Origin of the sequence: Paenibacillus phytohabitans (genome assembly GCF_013141775.1) — a bacterium.
GTDB lineage: Bacteria > Bacillota > Bacilli > Paenibacillales > Paenibacillaceae > Paenibacillus_AQ > Paenibacillus_AQ phytohabitans.
This window is the reverse complement of record NZ_WHOB01000008.1, coordinates 1-19014: the sequence shown is the minus strand read 5'-3', so window position 1 is coordinate 19014 and position 19014 is coordinate 1. Positions and strand designations below refer to the sequence as shown.

Genomic DNA, 19014 nt, shown 5'->3' with positions numbered 1-19014 from the left:
AAGTCTTTCATAGTATAACTTAGGAGGTTCGCAAGTTGCAGAATGATATTCAAGAAATCTTGATCAGCGAAGAAGAAATCCAACAAAGAATCAGGGAGCTTGGCGCCCAGCTGAGCAAGGAATATGCAGGCCGCACACCTTTAGTCATCTGTGTACTCAAAGGTGCGTTTATCTTTATGGCGGATCTGGTTAAAGTGATTACAGTACCCGTTGAGATGGACTTCATGGCAGTATCCAGCTACGGCGGTACGACCAAATCCTCCGGTGTAGTCAAAATCATCAAGGATCTGGACACATCGGTTGAAGGCCGCGATGTTCTGATTGTCGAGGACATTATCGACAGTGGTCTTACGCTCAGCTATCTGATTGAGATGCTGCAGGGCCGGAATGCTGCTTCCGTCAACGTAGTCACCCTGTTCGATAAACCTTCAGGCCGTGCAGTTAATCTTGAAGCCGAATATACCGGCTTTGTGATTCCTGATGCTTTCCTGGTAGGCTATGGACTCGACTATGCCGAACTGTATCGGAACCTCCCATACGTAGGTGTACTGAAGCCTGAAATTTATTCCAAATGAACCAATCGACAGCCTTAGATTCAAGGATCACTTTCCTGGATTTCCTGACAATTTGAGGAGTCTGGTCAGGCTATGGTACAATAACTTGAGCGTTGTGAGAGGAGGTAGGGGATGAATCGGTTCATCCGGAATTCTGGTTTTTATTTGATTTTATTTTTAGTCGTGGTGGGCATTGTCCAGTTTGTAAGCAATGGAAATGAATCCGCCGATTTCCCTAGATATGATGAGTTAAGACAGGAGATCAAGGACAACAATGTGAAGAGCCTGACGGTTCAGTTTGAGGGTAACGCATTTCTGGTTACAGGCGAATACAAAGAATTGCCACCTGAGACTAAATCGAAGAATTTCTCCACTTATGTTCCTCCTACAGATCGGGCCCTTGATGAACTTATAGCTGCCAGCGAAGTTAATGGCGTGGAGCTGACTCAGAAGAAAATGGAAGGCGACAGCATCTGGCTGACATTCCTTTCTTCCATCATTCCATTAGTTATCATGTTCATCCTGTTCTTCTTCCTGTTTAACAATGCACAGGGCGGCGGCGGCAAGGTCATGAATTTCGGTAAGAGCAAAGCCCGGTTATATAATGAAGAGAAGAAGAAAATCAGCTTCGAGGATGTTGCAGGAGCTGATGAAGAGAAACAAGAGCTCGTGGAGGTCGTGGAATTCCTCAAGGATCCGCGTAAATTCGCAGCTGTAGGTGCACGTATTCCTAAAGGGGTACTCCTTGTGGGACCTCCGGGAACAGGTAAAACCTTGCTGGCCCGTGCGGTAGCAGGTGAAGCCGGCGTTCCATTCTTCAGCATCTCCGGTTCCGACTTTGTGGAAATGTTCGTCGGTGTCGGCGCATCCCGGGTACGTGATTTGTTTGAGAATGCAAAGAAGAATGCTCCTTGTATCATCTTTATCGACGAAATCGATGCTGTGGGACGTCAGCGCGGCGCAGGACTTGGCGGCGGACATGACGAACGCGAACAAACCCTTAACCAATTGCTCGTTGAAATGGACGGCTTTGGTGGCAACGAAGGCATTATCATTGTCGCGGCTACCAACCGCGCCGACATACTGGATCCGGCTTTGCTCCGTCCAGGCCGGTTTGACCGTCAGATTACGGTTGACCGTCCAGACGTGAAGGGCCGTGAAGCTGTACTGAAGGTTCACTCCCGCAACAAACCGCTTACCAAGGATGTTCGGCTTGACGTAATTGCCAAGCGTACAACCGGATTTACCGGTGCGGATCTGGAGAACCTGCTTAACGAAGCGGCACTGCTTGCTGCACGCCGCAACCGTAAGGACATTACCATGCGTGAAGTGGATGAAGCGATTGACCGTGTAATTGTCGGCACAGAGAAACGCAGCCGCGTAATCAGTGACCGTGAGAAACGGATTGTAGCTTACCACGAAGCAGGCCATACCATTGCCGGCTACTTCCTCGAGCATGCCGATGTGGTGCATAAGGTTACCATTATCCCGCGCGGCCGCGCAGGCGGATATGTCATTATGCTTCCTAAGGAAGACCGGATGATCGTTACCAAGCAGGAACTCTTGGATAAGGTTACCGGATTGCTTGGCGGACGTGTTGCTGAAGAATTGTTCATTGGTGAAATCGGCACAGGCGCTTATAGTGACTTCCAGCAGGCTACGCGCATTGTGCGTGCGATGATTATGGAATATGGAATGAGCGATAAGCTTGGGCCATTGCAGTTCGGCACATCCCAAGGCCAAGTCTTCCTTGGCCGTGATATCGGACATGAGCAGAACTACAGTGACTCCATTGCTTACGAGATTGACCAGGAAATGCAGAACCTTATCCGCAGCAGCTATGAGCGCTGCAGAGAGCTGCTGACCAAGCATTCCAAAGAAATGCACCTGATTGCGAACACCCTTCTGGAGAAGGAAACGCTGGAACTTGATCAGATCACAGAATTGATTGAGCAAGGCTACCTGACGGAGGATGGCAAACCGGAAGAAACAGAGGCAGTAACGCATGAAGCGGGCGAGCCAGTAATTGATACTATCGGTGATGTACGTGTACGCATTCAAGGCAAATCCGACGAAGAACCGCCATTCCTTGGCGATCTGTCTAAGGATATTCCGAATAAACCGGATCCTGAAGAAGGAAACGGTTCGGATGATGGCAACAAAGGCGGCGGAAGTCTGGTTTAATCGCTGAACAAAACATCGTAATTTTATCCGGAGAACCTCAGGTTCTCCGGATTTTTCTGTCTATAGGTACATCAGGACATAGAGCTACACCCGGCTTGCCCGCATTGACAGGGGGTGGAACGTTGTGTACATTAGTGATTAAATATTAAATAAATTAACTTAATAGAATGTACTGGCTATATGCCATGAAGACATAAGGGGGAGAATGACCGTGGAAGCTCTGGCGCTTGAGCGCAAGCAGGAACAGAATCGTGAACTTCGTGTGCGCCTCGAACAGCTTAAGAAAGAACGGAATGCAATAATTCTGGCTCATTATTATCAGCGTGATGAAATTCAGGAAGTAGCGGATTTCCGTGGCGACTCTTTTTTACTGGCTCAGAAGGCTGCGGAGACAGAGGCAGATGTGATTGTATTCTGCGGGGTTCACTTTATGGGGGAAAGCGCCAAGATTCTTGCGCCGAACAAAACTGTTATAATTCCTGATGAACGCGCCGGCTGTCCTATGGCGGATATGGTCAATGTGGACGGACTCCGCAAGCTGAAGGCGCAGCATCCTAATGCCAAAGTAGTAACCTATATCAACTCCTCCGCTGAGATCAAAGCGGAAACTGATATTTGCTGTACCTCTGCCAATGCGGTGAAGGTGATTGAATCGCTTGATGCGGAAGAAATTATCTGGGTACCCGATAAGAACCTGGGCCAATATGTTCAGGATAAGACCGGCAAGAAGCTGATTATATGGGAAGGCTACTGTAATACTCATGATATGCTTACCGTCAAGGATGTAGTGGAGATGAGAGCCAAATATCCGGAAGCGGAATTTGTAGTACATCCGGAATGCCGTCCTGAAGTGGTGGCCATGGGTGATTATGTGGGCAGCACAACCTCGATTATAGAGTATTGCCGGAAATCGGACCGCCGGCAGTTTATCGTGGGAACTGAGGATGGAACCGGATATCAGCTGCGTTTGGACAGTCCGGATAAAGAATTCCATTTTGCCACCAAATTTCTGGTTTGTCCCAATATGAAGGTTAACAATTTAAAGAAACTGGTAAAATGCCTGGAGACGATGAAGCCGCAGATTTATGTACCGCCCGCTGTCGCCGACAAAGCCAGAACTTCCCTAGAGCGCATGCTACAAGTCCGGTAGCATGCGCTACTCTTTCGTTGAAACAGGTGAAAAGCGGTCATGATTCCACAATATTTGGTTGATTTCGATCTTCAGGGGCTTCCTGTAATTAAGACAGACTGTATTGTGATTGGTTCAGGCATTGCCGGTTTGTTCACAGCGATCAAAGCCAGTGAAGACCGGAAGGTCATTATGATTACGAAGAAGACAGTGATGGAGAGCAATACACGGTATGCCCAAGGGGGGATTGCCGCTGTGTTCTCAGACGATGATTCTCCGGTATATCATCGTCAGGATACCCTGATGGCCGGTGCGGGGCTAAACTCCTCTGCGGCTGTTGATGTACTGGTGAATGAAGGCCCGGAAGGCGTCCGCGAACTCATCCGGCTCGGGACGAAGTTCGACAAGGAGAATGGCGAGCTTGCGTTAACGCAAGAGGCAGCACATAGCCACCGCCGTATTCTGCATGCGAATGGGGATGCTACAGGCTATGAAATTGTCCGCGCCTTGGCGGAGCAGGCAGAGCAGCATAAGAACATCGAGGTATGGGATGACCATTATGTCATTGATCTGATTACGGTAGACGGGGAATGCGTGGGGGCACTGGTACAGCGGCCGGGCGGCGGACGTTTGTTCCTGCAGGCCGATGCAACCATCCTATGCTCAGGCGGAGCAGGGCAATTATACCGCTATACGACCAATCCCGAAGTGGCAACCGGTGACGGTGTAGCCATTGCTTACCGGGCTGGAGCCCATGTACGGGATATGGAATTCATCCAGTTCCACCCGACAGCGCTCAGTTATCCTGGAGCCCCGCGCTTCCTGATCTCGGAAGCTGTGCGCGGTGAAGGCGCTGTGCTGCGCAATATCAACGGAGACCGCTTTATGGATCGGTACCATGAGCTGCTGGAACTGGCCCCGCGCGATATTGTGGCCCGGGCGATTGTGAGCGAGATGGAGCTGACCAAATCCACTTTTGTCTACCTTGATATTACACATGAATCAGCGGATATGGTTAAACACCGCTTCCCGACGATCTATGAGACCTGTATGAGTTATGGACTGGATATTACAAGTGACTGGATTCCAGTGGCTCCTGCTGCGCATTATATGATGGGGGGCGTCAAGACCGATCTGAACGGGGAGAGCACCGTTTCCCGCCTGTTTGCCTGTGGCGAGGTTTCTTCTACAGGGGTACAGGGAGCCAACCGGCTGGCCAGTAATTCCTTGTCGGAAGCGATTGTCTTTGGCCGCCGGATCGTAGAGCGCATCCGTCAGCTCCCGCCGCTTGGGCAAGATACAGTATCGGCAGGCTGTGACCAAGGCCGGGTGGAGTCGCCTACTCAGGCTATTGTGGAGCGGCGTCTGAAGCTGCAAAAGGTTATGGTACGCTACGCCGGACTGCGGCGGAACCAGGAAATGCTGATTAAGGGGCTGGATGAATTAAAGCGTCAGCTGCCGATTTTTAATGCGGCACTTACCAAACGTGAAGAATACGAGTTCGCTAATATGCTTACGTGCTGCCTGCTGATTACGGAATCAGCGCTGGCACGGGAGGAGAGCCGCGGCGCTCATTATCGTGAGGATTATCCGCTGCGGAATGATGCAGAGTGGCAGAAGCATCTGCTCCAGATTCGCGAACTGGGAATAGTGGAGGAATTAAGTGATGATGTTTAATGGCTATAATGAAGAACTGCTCCAGTCTATTAAGGGATGGCTGCAGGAGGATGTCGGATCAGGGGATATCACAACACGTACCACTATACCCCAGGGACATGAATCCAAGGGGATTATCCATGCCAAAGAGGACGGGGTAATCTGCGGAATTCCCGTGGCTGAACTGGTTTTTGAAGTGGTAGACCCGACACTCGTATTTACGGCATTGGTTCAAGAAGGCCAGCCGGTGTCCAAAGGCACGGTCATCGCTGAAGTCGAGGGCAGCACGCATGCCATTCTTACAGGCGAACGGCTTGCTCTTAATCTGATGCAACGGTTGTCCGGCGTGGCTTCACGGACGGCGTCATTCGTGCAAGAGCTTCAAGGTCTGCCTACCCGGCTGGTGGATACCCGCAAGACAACACCAGGCCACCGTATGCTGGAGAAGTATGCTGTCCGCATAGGCGGCGGAGCCAATCACCGCTTCGGCTTGTATGATGCGGTAATGATTAAGGATAATCATATCAAGGGCGCCGGAGGCATTCGTCAGGCGGTAGGGCGCGCCCGGGCCAATATCCCCCACACCATGACGATCGAAGTGGAAACGGAAAGCCTGGAGCAGGTAGAGGAAGCCCTCGCTGCGGGGGCGGACATTATCATGCTTGATAATATGTCACCTGAGCTGATGGCGGAAGCGGTAAGAAGAATCAGAACCAAAGCGCGGCATGTCAAAATCGAGGCTTCAGGCAATGTATCTCTGGAAACGGTACGCGGGATTGCAGAATCGGGTGTAGATGTCATTTCTGTAGGCCGGCTTACCTATTCCTTCGCCAGTCTTGATATCAGTCTGGATCTGAATGGCAAGAAAGGCGGAAATCTCTAATGATACTTGTCGTGGATATCGGAAATACGAACATCGTGCTTGGAGTCTACCGGGGGCCTGAGCTGCTTCATCATTTCCGGCTTAGCACAGCGCGTCAATCGACTGTGGATGAATATGGTGTACTGATTCATAATCTGTTCCACATGTCGAATATATCGTTTAAAGATGTAGAGGGCGTCATCATCTCCTCGGTTGTTCCGCCGCTGGTTCAGGTTATCGTGGAAATGTGCGTGAAATATATCGGCAAAGACCCGCTGCTCGTAGGCCCCGGAATTAAAACCGGGCTTAATCTGCGTTATGAGAATCCGCGCGAAGTGGGGGCAGACCGGATTGTAAATGCCGTTGCGGCGATCGAGCAGTATAAATGCCCGCTCGTGGTCGTTGACTTTGGTACGGCAACTACGTTTGACTGTATTGATGCCGGAGCGAACTATCTTGGCGGGGCAATCGTGCCGGGTCTGGGGATCTCTACAGAGGCCTTATATCAGCGGGCATCCAAGCTGCCGCGGATTGAGCTGGAGAAGCCCAAGAAGGTTATCGGGCGCAATACTGTCCACGCGATGCAGGCAGGAATTATTTTTGGCTATGCCGGCCAGGTAGAGGGAATTGTAAGACGCATTAAGCTGGAGATGAATGCGCCCGTTCTCAAGGTTATTGCTACAGGGGGGCTTGCTCCGCTGATCGCCGGCGAAACAGACTGCATTGATGAGGTTAATCCGATGCTGACGCTGGAAGGATTACGTATTATTTACAACCGTAACAAATAATCATGAAATGAAACCTTATAGAGACAGATAGGAGGAGTATGCACCCAATGGAAAAAAAGAAGGATCGGCTTATCCGGGGAACTGCCATGAACGGGAAGGTCAGAGCGTTCGCAGTCCGGACAACAGAGCTTGTCGACGAATTGCGGCGCAGACATGATACCTATCCAACAGCTACAGCTGCGCTTGGCCGTACTGTAACCGCCGCAGCCATCATGGGCGCTATGCTCAAGGGGCAGGAGAAGCTGGCGATTATGGTCAAAGGGAATGGACCGCTCGGACAGATTACGGCCGAATCCAATGCTCTGGGCGAGGTTCGCGGTTATGTGAGTAATCCGCATGTTCATCTGCCGAGTAATAGCCTTGGCAAGCTGGATGTCGCAGGTGCTGTGGGTACGGAAGGATTCATTGATATTAGCAAGGATCTGGGGATGAAAGAGCCGTATCGCGGCAGTGTGCCTATTGTCTCAGGAGAACTGGGCGAGGATTTCACTTATTATTTTGCCATTTCGGAACAAACACCTGCTGCTGTAGGGCTGGGTGTATTGGTGGAGACAGATAATTCGGTAAGAGTTGCCGGAGGATTCATCATTCAACTGCTGCCCGGACTGACAGATGAAGAGATCACCGAGATTGAGCATGCCGTTGGAGCGATGCCTTCAGTGACGGCGATCCTGGACCAGGGCCTTGAGCCTGAAGAAATGCTTCGTTTGCTGCTGCCGGATGCTGTAGTCCTTGATGAACTCGAGATTTCTTTTGTCTGTCAATGCTCACGTGAGCGGATAGAAGAGACTCTGGTCAGTCTGGGCCAGCACGAACTGGAGCAGCTGATTGAAGAAGACGATCAGGCTGAAGTCATATGTCACTACTGTAATGAAGCTTATGTGTTTAACAAGGATGAACTGCAGGTAATCCTCGATCAAGCGAAATCGTAGGGCTATGAGATGATGACAAGACAGGAGCGCGCGCTGCGCAATACCGTTATATTACTCGCCGTCGCGACCTTAATGCTTGGAGGTCTTTTATTCTGGAGCCTGCGTGCAATGGCCCTGCTTAAGGGTGAGGCTGCAGGCGGGGAGGCTTCGGATATTGCTGCCGCCGGAGGCCAGCCGGTCACGGACCGGGAATGGATAGATGAACTCAAAAAAAAGCATGGAGATGAAGTGCTGCTGGGCATGCTTAATCATATCGTTGTCGGCAAGGAAGCCAAAGCTCTCGGTATTACGGTGACCGATGAGGAGATTGAGCAGGAATTGAAGCGCGGCATGTCCGGCTACGGCTCAGAGGAGCAGTATTATGACCAGATGCAGTCTGAGCTTGGTCTTTCCCGCCAGGAGCTGCATGAGGAAACCGCGTACCGGCTGACGCTTCAAGCGGTAGCCACCGCCGGTATTACGGTCAGTGAAACTGAAATTGATGATTATTTGGCCCAAAATGCTGAGAGATTCACTCCCAGGAAGCAAATGCAGCTCTCTATGATTAAGCTGGCAACCTATAACGGGGCTAATCAGGTTATGGACCGCCTGGAGCAGGGAGAGGATTTCGCCGGCTTGGCCAGAGAGGTGTCCACTGATGCGGAGAGCCGCCAGCATGGCGGTAATATCGGAACAGTGGAGGAGAATGATCCGTTCTGGCCGGAGGAGCTGCTGAAGACAGCAGCGGGCCTTGAGGCGGGAGACATCGCAGGGCCGCTGCAGGTCGAAGGCGGCTATGCTGTGATCCGGCTGGAGAAGCTTATTGATCCCGGGAAGCCGGACCAGGATGAGCTCCGAGGGCTGATACGCCAGGAGCTGGCGCTGGAACAGGCGGCGCCCCTGCAGCAGGTGGAAAGCGATTTGCGTGCCAAATACGCTACAGCAATATATATTGACAACAGCCTGCAAGATTGATAATATGAGATTAAATGTAAAACCTACTGATTTAGTCGGAAATAATAAGCGGCACAACATATGCTGATCATAACTGTCACAGGTTCCGCACCCAATTCATCTATCATTCCAAGGAGGTTTTTGCTCATGGCTAAAGTCGTCAACAGTGTAACAGATTTGATCGGTGGTACACCGCTCGTTCGTCTGGGTCGGATTGTTCCGGAAGGTTCCGCAGAAATTTACTTGAAGCTGGAATATCAAAATCCGGGTTCGAGTGTGAAAGACCGCATCGCTATCAGCATTGTGGAAGAAGCTGAGAAAGACGGTTCCCTGAAACCTGGAGGCACCATTGTAGAAGCGACCAGCGGTAATACAGGGATTGGCTTGGCTCTTGTTGCTGCTGCCAAAGGCTACAAGGCAATTATTGTTATGCCTGAAACGATGAGCCTTGAGCGCCGCAACCTGCTGCGTGCTTATGGTGCTGAGCTGGTATTGACTCCAGGATCCGAGGGGATGAACGGGGCAGTTAAGAAAGCTGAGCAAATCCTCAGTGAGAATCCGGATTACTTCCTTGCAGAACAGTTTAAGAACAAAGCGAACGTGAAGATTCACCGCGAGACCACTGGACCGGAGATCGTTGAAGCAATCGAATCCATTGGCGGACCCCTGGATGCGTTCATCGCAGGTGTCGGTACAGGCGGAACGATTAGTGGTGCGGGTGAAGTGTTGAAGAGCCAGTATCCTGATGTGAAGATCTATGCTGTAGAACCTGCAGCTTCCCCAATTCTGGCCGGAGGCAAACCGGGTCCCCACAAAATCCAGGGGATCGGTGCCAACTTCGTTCCTGACATCCTGAACCAGGATATCTATGATGAAATCATTCATGTAGAGAATGACGAAGCTTTCGAAACAGCCCGCCGCGTAGCCAAAGAGGAAGGCGTATTGTCCGGTATTTCTTCCGGCGCTGCTGTATTCGCTGCCCTCAAAGTAGCTAAGGAACTGGGCGCAGGCAAAAAGATCGTTGTTATTATCCCAAGTAACGGCGAACGTTATCTGAGCACACCGCTGTATAACTTTGAAGTATAATTGCTGAGAACCAGCAATTCAGAAGAGCCTGTGATCCGCTTCCATAGGGATATCGCAGGCTCTTTTTCTGAATAATAAGCATTTATCAGGTTTACGGGCTTTTCAAAGTAACCGGATGTACAGTATACTGACAGGCAATAAACTATCGTAGAAGCCAGCGTATGCTTTCGAGGCTATGCTTCACAAAACTTTAGGGGGATAAATGTGGAGATCTTAACGGCTTGGCAGGAGTGGGAACAATGGGCGGACGAAGCCTGGAGCGTTCTTCCGCTGGTCCTTCAGTCACGGCAGGAGAAAGCGGGACTGCCGGGCAGCTGGCAGAGAGCCTGGGAGATGGCTTCACCATATTCCGTGGTCCTGGAGAGCGGTAAGGGCGGACGTTATACGTATCTGGGCTTGCGTCCGGTTTCAGTCATAAAGGGCATTGGAGATACCGCGGAGCTCTACAGTCTATTTGATGCGGCTGTGGGGCAGGCCCAAGCTGAACCTGAAGCTACGGAGCTGCTTCAAGGACGTCCGCTGAAAGTGCTGCAGGAGTGGATGAAGGGTTATGTCTCACCCCGCGTACCGGTTGACGGGCAGCCGCCCTTCACCGGAGGTTGTGTCGGATTTCTCGGCTATGACGTAGTCCGCTCTCTGGAGAAGCTGCCGTCCTGTGCCAAGAGGGATCCCGATTTCCCGGATTATCTGTTCATGAGGCTGGAAGAGCTGTGGATCTATGACCATCACGAGGATATTGTGTATTGTGCAGTCCATGTACCTGTTCCGGCTGAGATATCCGCTAATAGGGCTGAGCTGCACACCTTGTATCTTGATGCTGTAAGCCGTGCGGAGCGAATGCTGGAGGAGTGGCAGCATATCATGGCACCTCCTTCTTCTGAAGCAGCTGCTGCCGCTCAGTATGCTGACATTGCCGGCCTGATTGATACTGAAGCTAGTGTCACCGGAGAATGGCCGGGCATGAGCTCGGATTTCTCGCCGGAGCAATTCCAGCAGGCCGTGCTGGATGTTCAGGAATACATCCGTGCCGGTGATGTCTTCCAGGTGAACCTGTCGCTGCGCCAGCAGGCGCAGCTGCAGTCCTCGCCGGAGGATGTCTACGAGTGGCTGCGCAGACTCAACCCGTCCCCGTACATGGGGCTGCTCCGCACGCCCGGCTTCGCCCTCTCCAGCGCTTCGCCGGAGCTGCTCGTGAAGCTGCACGGGGACAAGGTCAGCGCCCGCCCCATAGCCGGTACCCGGCGCCGGGGCCACACTCCCGCGGAGGATGCCGCCATGGAGGCGGAGCTGCGCGGGAGCGAGAAGGAGATCGCCGAGCATGTTATGCTTGTCGATCTCGAGCGCAACGACATCGGCCGTGTCGCTGCGTACGGGACGGTCAGCGTGCCGGAGCTGCTGACCGTGGAGCGATACTCGCATGTGATGCATCTCGTCTCGCAGGTGGAGGGCATCGCCGCACCCGGCAAGGATGCTTACGATGTCATTGCCGCCTTATTCCCCGGCGGCACGATCACCGGAGCGCCCAAGGTGCGCACCATGGAAATTATTGAAGAGCTGGAGCCGGTCCGCCGGGGTCCATATACTGGATCTATGGGCTGGATTGACTATAATGGCAATATGGAATTAAATATAATTATACGTACACTGGCCGTGAAGGACGGAATCGGCTACATTCAGACAGGAGCGGGTATTGTGATCGATTCGGATCCATACCGGGAGTACCGGGAATGCCACAACAAAGCCAAAGCGGTAGTGAAGGCGATTCTCTGCAGTGAACGCGAGCAGGAATTGCGGACTACCTCCGGCACCGAAGGAGGAAGCGCAATATGATCTTGGTCATCGATAATTATGATTCCTTTACGTATAACCTGGTGCAATATCTGGGTGAGCTGGGGGAGGACGTTAAGGTATCCCGTAACGATGAGATCAGTATTCAGGAGATTGAGGCCCTGGCACCGGATCATATTTTGATCTCTCCGGGACCCTGTACACCGAATGAGGCAGGCATCAGCCTTGAGCTGCTGCAGCATTTCAAAGGAGTCATCCCGATCTTTGGCGTATGCCTCGGCCATCAGGCCATCGGACAAGCCTTCGGCGGTAATGTGATCCGGGCAGAACGCCTGATGCACGGCAAAACCTCGCCGATTCACCATAATGGCACCTCTGTCTTCGAAGGATTGGAATCCCCGTTTACGGCAACACGGTATCATTCCTTGATCGTAGAACGTGAGAGTCTGCCGGATTGCCTGGAGATTACAGCAGAGACGGCCGAAGGCGAGATTATGGCCTTGCGCCATAAGGAATACCCGATTGAAGGCGTGCAGTTCCATCCCGAGTCGATCATTACCGATCATGGACATACGATGCTGCGCAATTTCCTGAAACGGAGAGCCGGAGAACCGGCATGAAATATATAGGACTTAACAACAAAGCAGTCGACGCCAAAGACGCCGTGGTCTCCGCCCTGGATCACGGCTTTTTGTACGGAATGGGTCTGTTTGAGACCATCCGCACCTACGGGGGTGAGCCCTTTCTGCTGCAGAGGCATCTTGACCGGATGACAGAGGGCTGCCGGCAGCTGGGTATTCCCTTTGCACCGGATGTGCAGCAGCTGCGGGAATGGATTCAGCTTGTAATGGACAAGAATGAGCTTAACGAAGCTTATATCCGCTATACAGTCACAGCCGGTGAGGATATCCTTGGGCTGCCGGCAGGAGATTACAAGCAGCCTAATCAGCTGCTGTACATCAAAGCGCTGCCGGCACTGCCGGACAGCCTGTATAGCGAAGGCAAAGAACTGCAGCTGCTGCATCACCGGCGGAATACCCCGGAAGGGCCTGTGCGGCTGAAGTCGCTGCATTATATGAACAACATTCTGGCCAAGCGTGAGCTGGCCGGATACCCGTCTGCGTCTAGAGGAGCAGAGGGGTTGATGCTGACGGCAGCGGGCGACCTATCCGAGGGAATTGTGAGCAACATCTTTTTCGTCGCAGATAACCGGCTCTATACCCCCGATATAGCTACAGGCATTCTCCCGGGAATTACCCGGGAAATGGTGCTGGAGCTGGCAGCATCCGCAGGCCTCTATCCAGAACAAGGTTTTTACCGCTGGGAGCAGCTTGAGGCGGCTGACGAAATTTTCCTCACCAACTCGGTGCAGGAGATTGTACCGGTAACGGCGCTCTGGAACGGGGACCGGCGGATAACGATAGGCAGCGGACGCTGCGGAGAACGGACAGATGCAATCCTGAAGCTTTACAGAGAAAGGGCGGGGAGGCTGGAATGAAGCCGGTAATATATAAGCGGAGCTACCAATGTGGAGGCGGCGAGCTGATTCTAGGCGAACGGACCCTAATCATGGGTATCCTCAATGTGACGCCGGACTCTTTTTCCGATGGGGGATTATGGACTGATCCGGATAGAGCGGTAGAGCATGCACTGCGAATGGCAGCCGAGGGTGCCGATATTATTGATATAGGCGGAGAGTCAACGCGTCCGGGTCATCAGCCGGTAGGAGTAGAGGATGAGTTGGAACGCGTGCTGCCAGTTATCGAGAGCATCCACCGTGCCGCGCCTCATCTGCCGCTATCTATAGACACCTACAAAGCGGAAGTAGCGCGCCGTGCGATTCAGGCCGGTGCCCATATCATCAACGATGTCTGGGGGGCCAAAGCAGATCCGCAGATGGCGGCAGTTGCCGCGCAGGCGGGTTGTCCGATTATCCTGATGCATAACCGCCATAACCGCGATTATCAGGATTTGATCAGCGATATGACAGAGGATTTAACCGCGAGCATTAACCTTGCCCTGATAGCCGGAGTAGAGCCGCAGAATATCATTCTCGATCCCGGGATCGGCTTTGCCAAGGATTATACGGAGAATCTTCAGGCGATGATGGGCCTGGATGTACTGGGGGAGCTTGGGTATCCGCTGCTGCTGGCCACTTCGCGCAAAAAATTCATCCGTACCGCACTCGATCTGCCGGCGGATGATGTTGTGGAAGGGACCGCTGCTACAGTCGCTTTCGGAATTGCCCAGGGCTGCCAGATCGTGCGGGTGCATGATGTCTCTTTAATCAAACGTACAGTAGATATGTGCGATGCCATGTTGTATGCTGCAGCACCTGTGGTGCGTGAATAGACTATTTTTAAGAGAAGGCAGGTACCCTTAATGGATAAAATGAAGCTGCACCGCATGGAATACTACGGATATCACGGTGTGTTTGAAGAGGAACGCAAGCTGGGCCAGCGCTATTATGTGGATTTGGAGCTCGAGCTTGATTTGCAGGGAGCGGGTCTCTCTGATGATCTGGAGCAAACTGTGAATTATGCCGAAGTACATTTCCTGGTCAAAAAAATTGTCGAAACAAAGTCCTTCAAGCTGATCGAGGCTTTGGCAGAATATATTGCATCCGCAGTACTGGACACTTATACTGTTATCAATGCAGTAACCGTCAAGGTGACGAAACCGCATCCGCCATTCGATATTCATTTTCAGGGAGTAACCGTAGAACTGCGCCGGACGAGAAAGTGAGACAGAGTCATGAATATACATTCTACCTCTGAGGCATCAGAGGCTTATATTGCTTTAGGGGCTAATTTGGGCGACCGTGAAGGAACGCTGAGAGAAGCTTTGAACCAGCTGGACCGGCATGAAGAGATTGAAGTTCTACGCACCTCATCGGTATACGAGACCGAACCGGTGGGTTATCTGGATCAGCCCCAGTTTCTTAATATGGCTGCGGCTCTGCGTACTACGCTTGCTCCGGAGGCTCTGCTTCATGTCATGCTGGAGACAGAAACCCGGTTAGGCCGTGTACGTGATATCCGCTATGGGCCGAGAACGGTGGATTTGGATTTGCTTTGGGTAGAGGGGTTGAGCCTGGATACACCGGACTTAACGCTGCCGCATCCCCGGATGCTGGAGCGTGCGTTTGTGCTCTTACCGCTTAGTGATATCGTTTCGCAGAATGAAGAGTCTTCCGGATTCCGCGGCTTAATTACAACAGCGCTTCAAGACATAGACGGAAAGGAAGGAATTCGCTTGTGGACAACAAACGTATGGGACGGCGGGTTAGAGCGTTCCGAAAGCTGAAGGGCTACACTCAGCAGGAGTTGGCGGATTCTGTCGGAATATCCTTGGCCGTGCTTGGTGCGGTCGAGCGGGGTAATAGACGTTTAGAAGATCAAATTTTAAATAAAATTGCGGATGTCCTGGGAGTTACGGTCGATGAATTAGCCAACCCGGCTACATGAGCTCCTCAAGCCAATCCACAATATAAGGAAGTGATTCGAATGTTGAAGATTGGCGATATTGAGATGAAGAACCAGGTGGTATTGGCCCCTATGGCCGGCGTGTGTAATCCTGCGTTTCGTCTGATTGCCAAGGAATTCGGGACGGGTCTAGTATGTGCCGAAATGGTGAGCGGCAAAGCTATTGTGCATGGCAATGCGCGTACCCGCGAGATGCTGTTTGTGGATGAGCGCGAGAAACCGCTGAGTCTGCAGATTTTTGGAGGAGACCGCGAGTCGCTGGTTGACGCAGCCAAAATAGTGGATAAAGAAACGAACGCCGATATCATTGACATTAATATGGGCTGTCCGGTGCCGAAGGTGACGAAATGTGATGCCGGAGCGCGCTGGCTGCTGAATCCGGACAAGATTTATGAGATGGTATCTGCCGTTGTGGATGCCGTGGATAAACCTGTGACGGTGAAGATGCGGATCGGCTGGGACAGCGAGCATATCTTTGTCGAAGAGAATGCGCGTGCAGTTGAGCGTGCCGGAGGCAAGGCAGTCAGTGTTCATGGCCGTACCCGCGAGCAGCTCTATACAGGGCATGCCGACTGGAAGTATATCCGGATGGCCAAAGAAGCTGTATCCATTCCGGTCATCGGCAATGGTGATGTGAATACACCTGAAGATGCGCGGGCGATGCTGGATCAGACCGGCTGCGACGGCGTAATGATCGGGCGGGGGGCGCTGGGCAACCCTTGGATGCTGTACCGGACCATTCAATACCTGAGTACAGGAGAGCTGATGCCTGAACCGGACGCTGAAGAGAAGATCAAGGTGGCCATTCTTCACATGGACCGTCTGATCGCCCTTAAGGGTGAAGCAGTGGCGGTCCGCGAAATGCGCAAGCATCTGGCCTGGTATTTGAAGGGGCTTAAGTCAGCCGCCCGGGTGAAGGACGTTATTATGGAAGAAACGAAACGTGACGAGATGGTGCGGATTTTGAGTGATTTTGTCGTTCAGCTTAAGGATGAAGAAGCGCAGGAAGGCGCGGATAACGCTCTTTCGGCCGTTTAATTCCCTGATTTGCCGCGCTGTCAGACCCGTCCCTGCCTGCATTATTGAATATCGCTAAACATTATATGGGGCGTCATTGACATTTTGTAGCGGTTCCAATATAATTTCACAGTATAAAATCGCCGTTACAGCAGGAGCAATGGAGAAGGAGGGTTCTGTTCCCTCCGGATTCGCATATAGTATGGTGTTTTCAATAAATGTATACGACAGGAGAATCGGTTGAGATGAGCGATAAAGAAGTCATCCTTACACCGGACGGACTTAAGCGTCTGGAAGAAGAACTGGAGACCCTCAAATCCGTAAAACGCCGCGAGGTAGCGGAACGTATTAAAGTGGCCATCGGCTACGGAGATATCAGTGAAAACTCGGAATATGAAGACGCAAAGAACGAGCAGGCCTTTATCGAAGGACGTGTTCTGACTTTGGAGAAGATGCTGCGCAACGCGCGTATCATTAATAGTGATGAGATCGTGACAGATGTGGTAAGCATCGGAGTAACAGTGAACGTTGAGGATATGGAGTACGGAGACGTTATGGAGTATACAATCGTCGGAACCGCCGAATCCGATCCGCTGAATAATAAAATCTCCAATGAGAGCCCGGTAGGCAGAGCCATCATCGGTAAGAAGATTGGTACCATTGTGGATGTAAGTGTCCCTGCAGGCGTCATTCAATATAAAATTCTTGATATCAAAATGAAGTAAGATGGATCCGAAAGCTTCCTTAGGGGAGCTTTTTTCAAAAGATTAGAATTTACAGGCTTCGCGCAACGTATAACAACCGAAAAATATGGGTGAACACATACAGCTTATATTTTGTACTGGAACGGACTGTCCCCTTGGTATGAGGGCGGAGCCGTTTCTTCTTTTGTATACCGTGAGTAAGAGAGGATGAAGAACATGTCGGAAGAAATCAACAACGTGGAAACTACAGAGAGTGAACTAAGTGAGTTGCTGCAGATCCGCCGGGGGAAGCTGGACGAGCTCCGCGCGCTGGGAATCGACCCGTTCGGCAAGAAATATGAGCGTACAGCAGCAGCTGGCAATCTTCTGGCCAAGTATGACGGACTAACCCATGAGGAACTGGACGAGCTGGCACTTGAGGTTAGTGTAGCAGGACGTATTATGGCTAAGCGGGTAATGGGCAAAGCGAGCTTCTCGCACATCCAGGATCTCAGCGGCAAAATTCAGATTTATGTCCGCCAGGACAGCATCTCTGAATCCCAGTACGCAGCTTTCACCATTCTGGACCTGGGCGATATTATCGGAATCCGCGGTACCCTGTTCAAGACCAAGACCGGCGAAACCTCTATTAAAGTGCATAACCTTGAGGTGCTGTCCAAATCCCTGCTTCCGCTTCCAGAGAAATATCACGGACTGAAGGATGTAGAGCTCCGTTACCGCCAGCGTTATGTTGACCTGATTATTAATCCGGAAGTACAGCAGACATTTATTGCGCGTTCACGGATTATCCAATCGATGCGCCGTTATCTGGACTCGCTGGGCTATCTGGAAGTAGAGACTCCAACACTGCATACCATTGCCGGTGGAGCCGCCGCCCGTCCGTTTATTACACACCACAACACGCTGGACATGCAGCTGTATATGCGTATCGCAATCGAGCTTCACCTGAAACGTCTGATCGTAGGCGGTTTGGAAAAAGTATATGAAATCGGCCGTGTATACCGTAACGAAGGGATCTCCACACGCCATAATCCGGAATTCACGATGATTGAGCTGTACGAAGCATATGCGGACTACAAGGATATCATGCAGCTTACAGAGAATATGATTGCTCATATCGCCCAGGAGGTTCTTGGCAACCAGGTGATTAACTACCAGGGGCAAGAGGTAGACCTGTCTCCAGGCTGGCGCCGTGTGACCATGGTGGACGCTGTCAAAGAAGTAACCGGCGTAGACTTCGGGGTCCATATGACGAATGAAGAAGCACAGGCTCTGGCTAAGGAGCATCGTGTGCCGGTTGAGAAGCATATGACCTTCGGGCATATTCTTAACGCATTCTTCGAGCAGTTTGTAGAGGAAACGCTGATTCAGCCGACATTCGTAATGGGACATCCAGTAGAAATATCACCGTTGGCCAAAAAGAATGATCAGGATCCGCGCTTTACGGACCGCTTCGAGCTGTTTATTGTGGCCCGTGAGCATGCGAATGCGTTCAGTGAGCTGAACGACCCGATTGACCAGCGTCAGCGCTTCGAGGCGCAGATTCACGAGAAAGAGCAGGGTAATGACGAAGCGCATGAGATGGATGATGATTTCATCCGTGCACTGGAATACGGAATGCCGCCTACAGGCGGACTGGGAATCGGCGTAGACCGTCTTATCATGCTGCTTACGAATGCCGCGTCTATCCGCGATGTACTGCTGTTCCCTCATATGCGCAACAAAGACTGAATAATTATCTGATCCGTAACCATAATATCCAAGGGAGTTGCACAAGCGGTTTCCTTGGAACAATGGTTGAAGGGTTAATTCAAAATAATGCTTGCAATCAGAATCCATACGTGATATATTCTATTTCTGGCCGCGAAACATCAACGCCGAGCTCGAAAAGAAGTT

The 19014-nt window shown here is 51.7% G+C and carries 19 protein-coding genes; all 19 read left to right on the top strand.

Annotated features, from left to right (window positions below; genetic code table 11):
- Nucleotides 1-35: 35 nt before the first annotated feature.
- The 19 genes from hpt to lysS all read left to right on the top strand — a co-directional run bounded on the left by hpt (nt 36) and on the right by lysS (nt 18849).
- Nucleotides 36-575 (top strand): hypoxanthine phosphoribosyltransferase, encoded by a 540-nt coding sequence (gene hpt, locus GC101_RS00295; protein WP_039309523.1) that lies wholly within the window; start codon nt 36-38, stop codon nt 573-575.
- A 111-nt stretch (nt 576-686) separates the two neighbouring features.
- Nucleotides 687-2738 carry an ATP-dependent zinc metalloprotease FtsH gene (gene ftsH / locus GC101_RS00290; RefSeq protein ID WP_171715651.1) on the top strand — a complete coding sequence of 684 codons (2052 nt, stop codon included), beginning with the start codon at nt 687-689 and terminating at the stop codon, nt 2736-2738.
- Between the two features lie 211 nt (nt 2739-2949).
- Entirely contained in the window at nt 2950-3888 is a 939-nt protein-coding gene (nadA, locus tag GC101_RS00285; protein WP_039309543.1) for a quinolinate synthase NadA, read from the top strand.
- 39 nt (nt 3889-3927) lie between these two features.
- On the top strand, nt 3928-5544 hold the full coding sequence (nadB, locus tag GC101_RS00280; RefSeq protein WP_171715650.1) for an L-aspartate oxidase: 1617 nt from the start codon (nt 3928-3930) through the stop codon (nt 5542-5544).
- Nucleotides 5534-6406 (top strand): carboxylating nicotinate-nucleotide diphosphorylase, encoded by an 873-nt coding sequence (gene nadC, locus GC101_RS00275; RefSeq protein WP_076248557.1) that lies wholly within the window; start codon nt 5534-5536, stop codon nt 6404-6406. The genes nadB and nadC overlap by 11 nt, the downstream gene beginning before the upstream one ends.
- The gene (locus tag GC101_RS00270; RefSeq protein WP_039309527.1) at nt 6406-7173 is read left to right on the top strand and encodes a type III pantothenate kinase; all 768 of its coding nucleotides are present in this window, start codon (nt 6406-6408) and stop codon (nt 7171-7173) included. The genes nadC and GC101_RS00270 overlap by 1 nt, the downstream gene beginning before the upstream one ends.
- A gap of 47 nt (nt 7174-7220) precedes the next feature.
- Nucleotides 7221-8105 carry an Hsp33 family molecular chaperone HslO gene (hslO, locus tag GC101_RS00265; RefSeq protein WP_171715649.1) on the top strand — a complete coding sequence of 295 codons (885 nt, stop codon included), beginning with the start codon at nt 7221-7223 and terminating at the stop codon, nt 8103-8105.
- A 9-nt stretch (nt 8106-8114) separates the two neighbouring features.
- Nucleotides 8115-9059: a peptidylprolyl isomerase gene (locus GC101_RS00260; protein ID WP_171715648.1), complete on the top strand. Its 945-nt coding sequence runs from the start codon at nt 8115-8117 to the stop codon at nt 9057-9059.
- A gap of 126 nt (nt 9060-9185) precedes the next feature.
- Nucleotides 9186-10124 (top strand): cysteine synthase A, encoded by a 939-nt coding sequence (cysK, locus tag GC101_RS00255; protein WP_039309530.1) that lies wholly within the window; start codon nt 9186-9188, stop codon nt 10122-10124.
- A gap of 204 nt (nt 10125-10328) precedes the next feature.
- The gene (locus tag GC101_RS00250) at nt 10329-11954 is read left to right on the top strand and encodes a chorismate-binding protein (protein WP_171715647.1); all 1626 of its coding nucleotides are present in this window, start codon (nt 10329-10331) and stop codon (nt 11952-11954) included.
- Complete coding sequence (gene pabA, locus GC101_RS00245; RefSeq protein WP_039309532.1) at nt 11951-12532, top strand: aminodeoxychorismate/anthranilate synthase component II; 582 nt, start codon at nt 11951-11953, stop codon at nt 12530-12532. The genes GC101_RS00250 and pabA overlap by 4 nt, the downstream gene beginning before the upstream one ends.
- Nucleotides 12529-13410, top strand: coding sequence for an aminotransferase class IV (locus tag GC101_RS00240; protein WP_171715646.1), 882 nt, complete (start codon nt 12529-12531; stop codon nt 13408-13410). The genes pabA and GC101_RS00240 overlap by 4 nt, the downstream gene beginning before the upstream one ends.
- On the top strand, nt 13407-14264 hold the full coding sequence (folP, locus tag GC101_RS00235) for a dihydropteroate synthase (protein WP_171715645.1): 858 nt from the start codon (nt 13407-13409) through the stop codon (nt 14262-14264). Before GC101_RS00240 ends, folP begins: the two co-directional genes overlap by 4 nt.
- Nucleotides 14265-14294: 30 nt before the next feature.
- A complete protein-coding gene (gene folB / locus GC101_RS00230) occupies nt 14295-14657 on the top strand; it encodes a dihydroneopterin aldolase (protein ID WP_039309536.1) in 363 nt (120 codons plus the stop codon).
- A gap of 9 nt (nt 14658-14666) precedes the next feature.
- The gene (gene folK / locus GC101_RS00225) at nt 14667-15218 is read left to right on the top strand and encodes a 2-amino-4-hydroxy-6-hydroxymethyldihydropteridine diphosphokinase (protein WP_039309538.1); all 552 of its coding nucleotides are present in this window, start codon (nt 14667-14669) and stop codon (nt 15216-15218) included.
- Complete coding sequence (locus tag GC101_RS00220; protein WP_039309539.1) at nt 15170-15379, top strand: helix-turn-helix domain-containing protein; 210 nt, start codon at nt 15170-15172, stop codon at nt 15377-15379. Before folK ends, GC101_RS00220 begins: the two co-directional genes overlap by 49 nt.
- A gap of 39 nt (nt 15380-15418) precedes the next feature.
- A complete protein-coding gene (gene dusB, locus GC101_RS00215) occupies nt 15419-16435 on the top strand; it encodes a tRNA dihydrouridine synthase DusB (RefSeq protein WP_171715644.1) in 1017 nt (338 codons plus the stop codon).
- Between the two features lie 224 nt (nt 16436-16659).
- Complete coding sequence (greA, locus tag GC101_RS00210; RefSeq protein ID WP_039309541.1) at nt 16660-17139, top strand: transcription elongation factor GreA; 480 nt, start codon at nt 16660-16662, stop codon at nt 17137-17139.
- 195 nt (nt 17140-17334) lie between these two features.
- Nucleotides 17335-18849 (top strand): lysine--tRNA ligase, encoded by a 1515-nt coding sequence (lysS, locus tag GC101_RS00205; RefSeq protein ID WP_171715643.1) that lies wholly within the window; start codon nt 17335-17337, stop codon nt 18847-18849.
- The last annotated feature ends 165 nt before the right edge of the window (nt 18850-19014 follow it).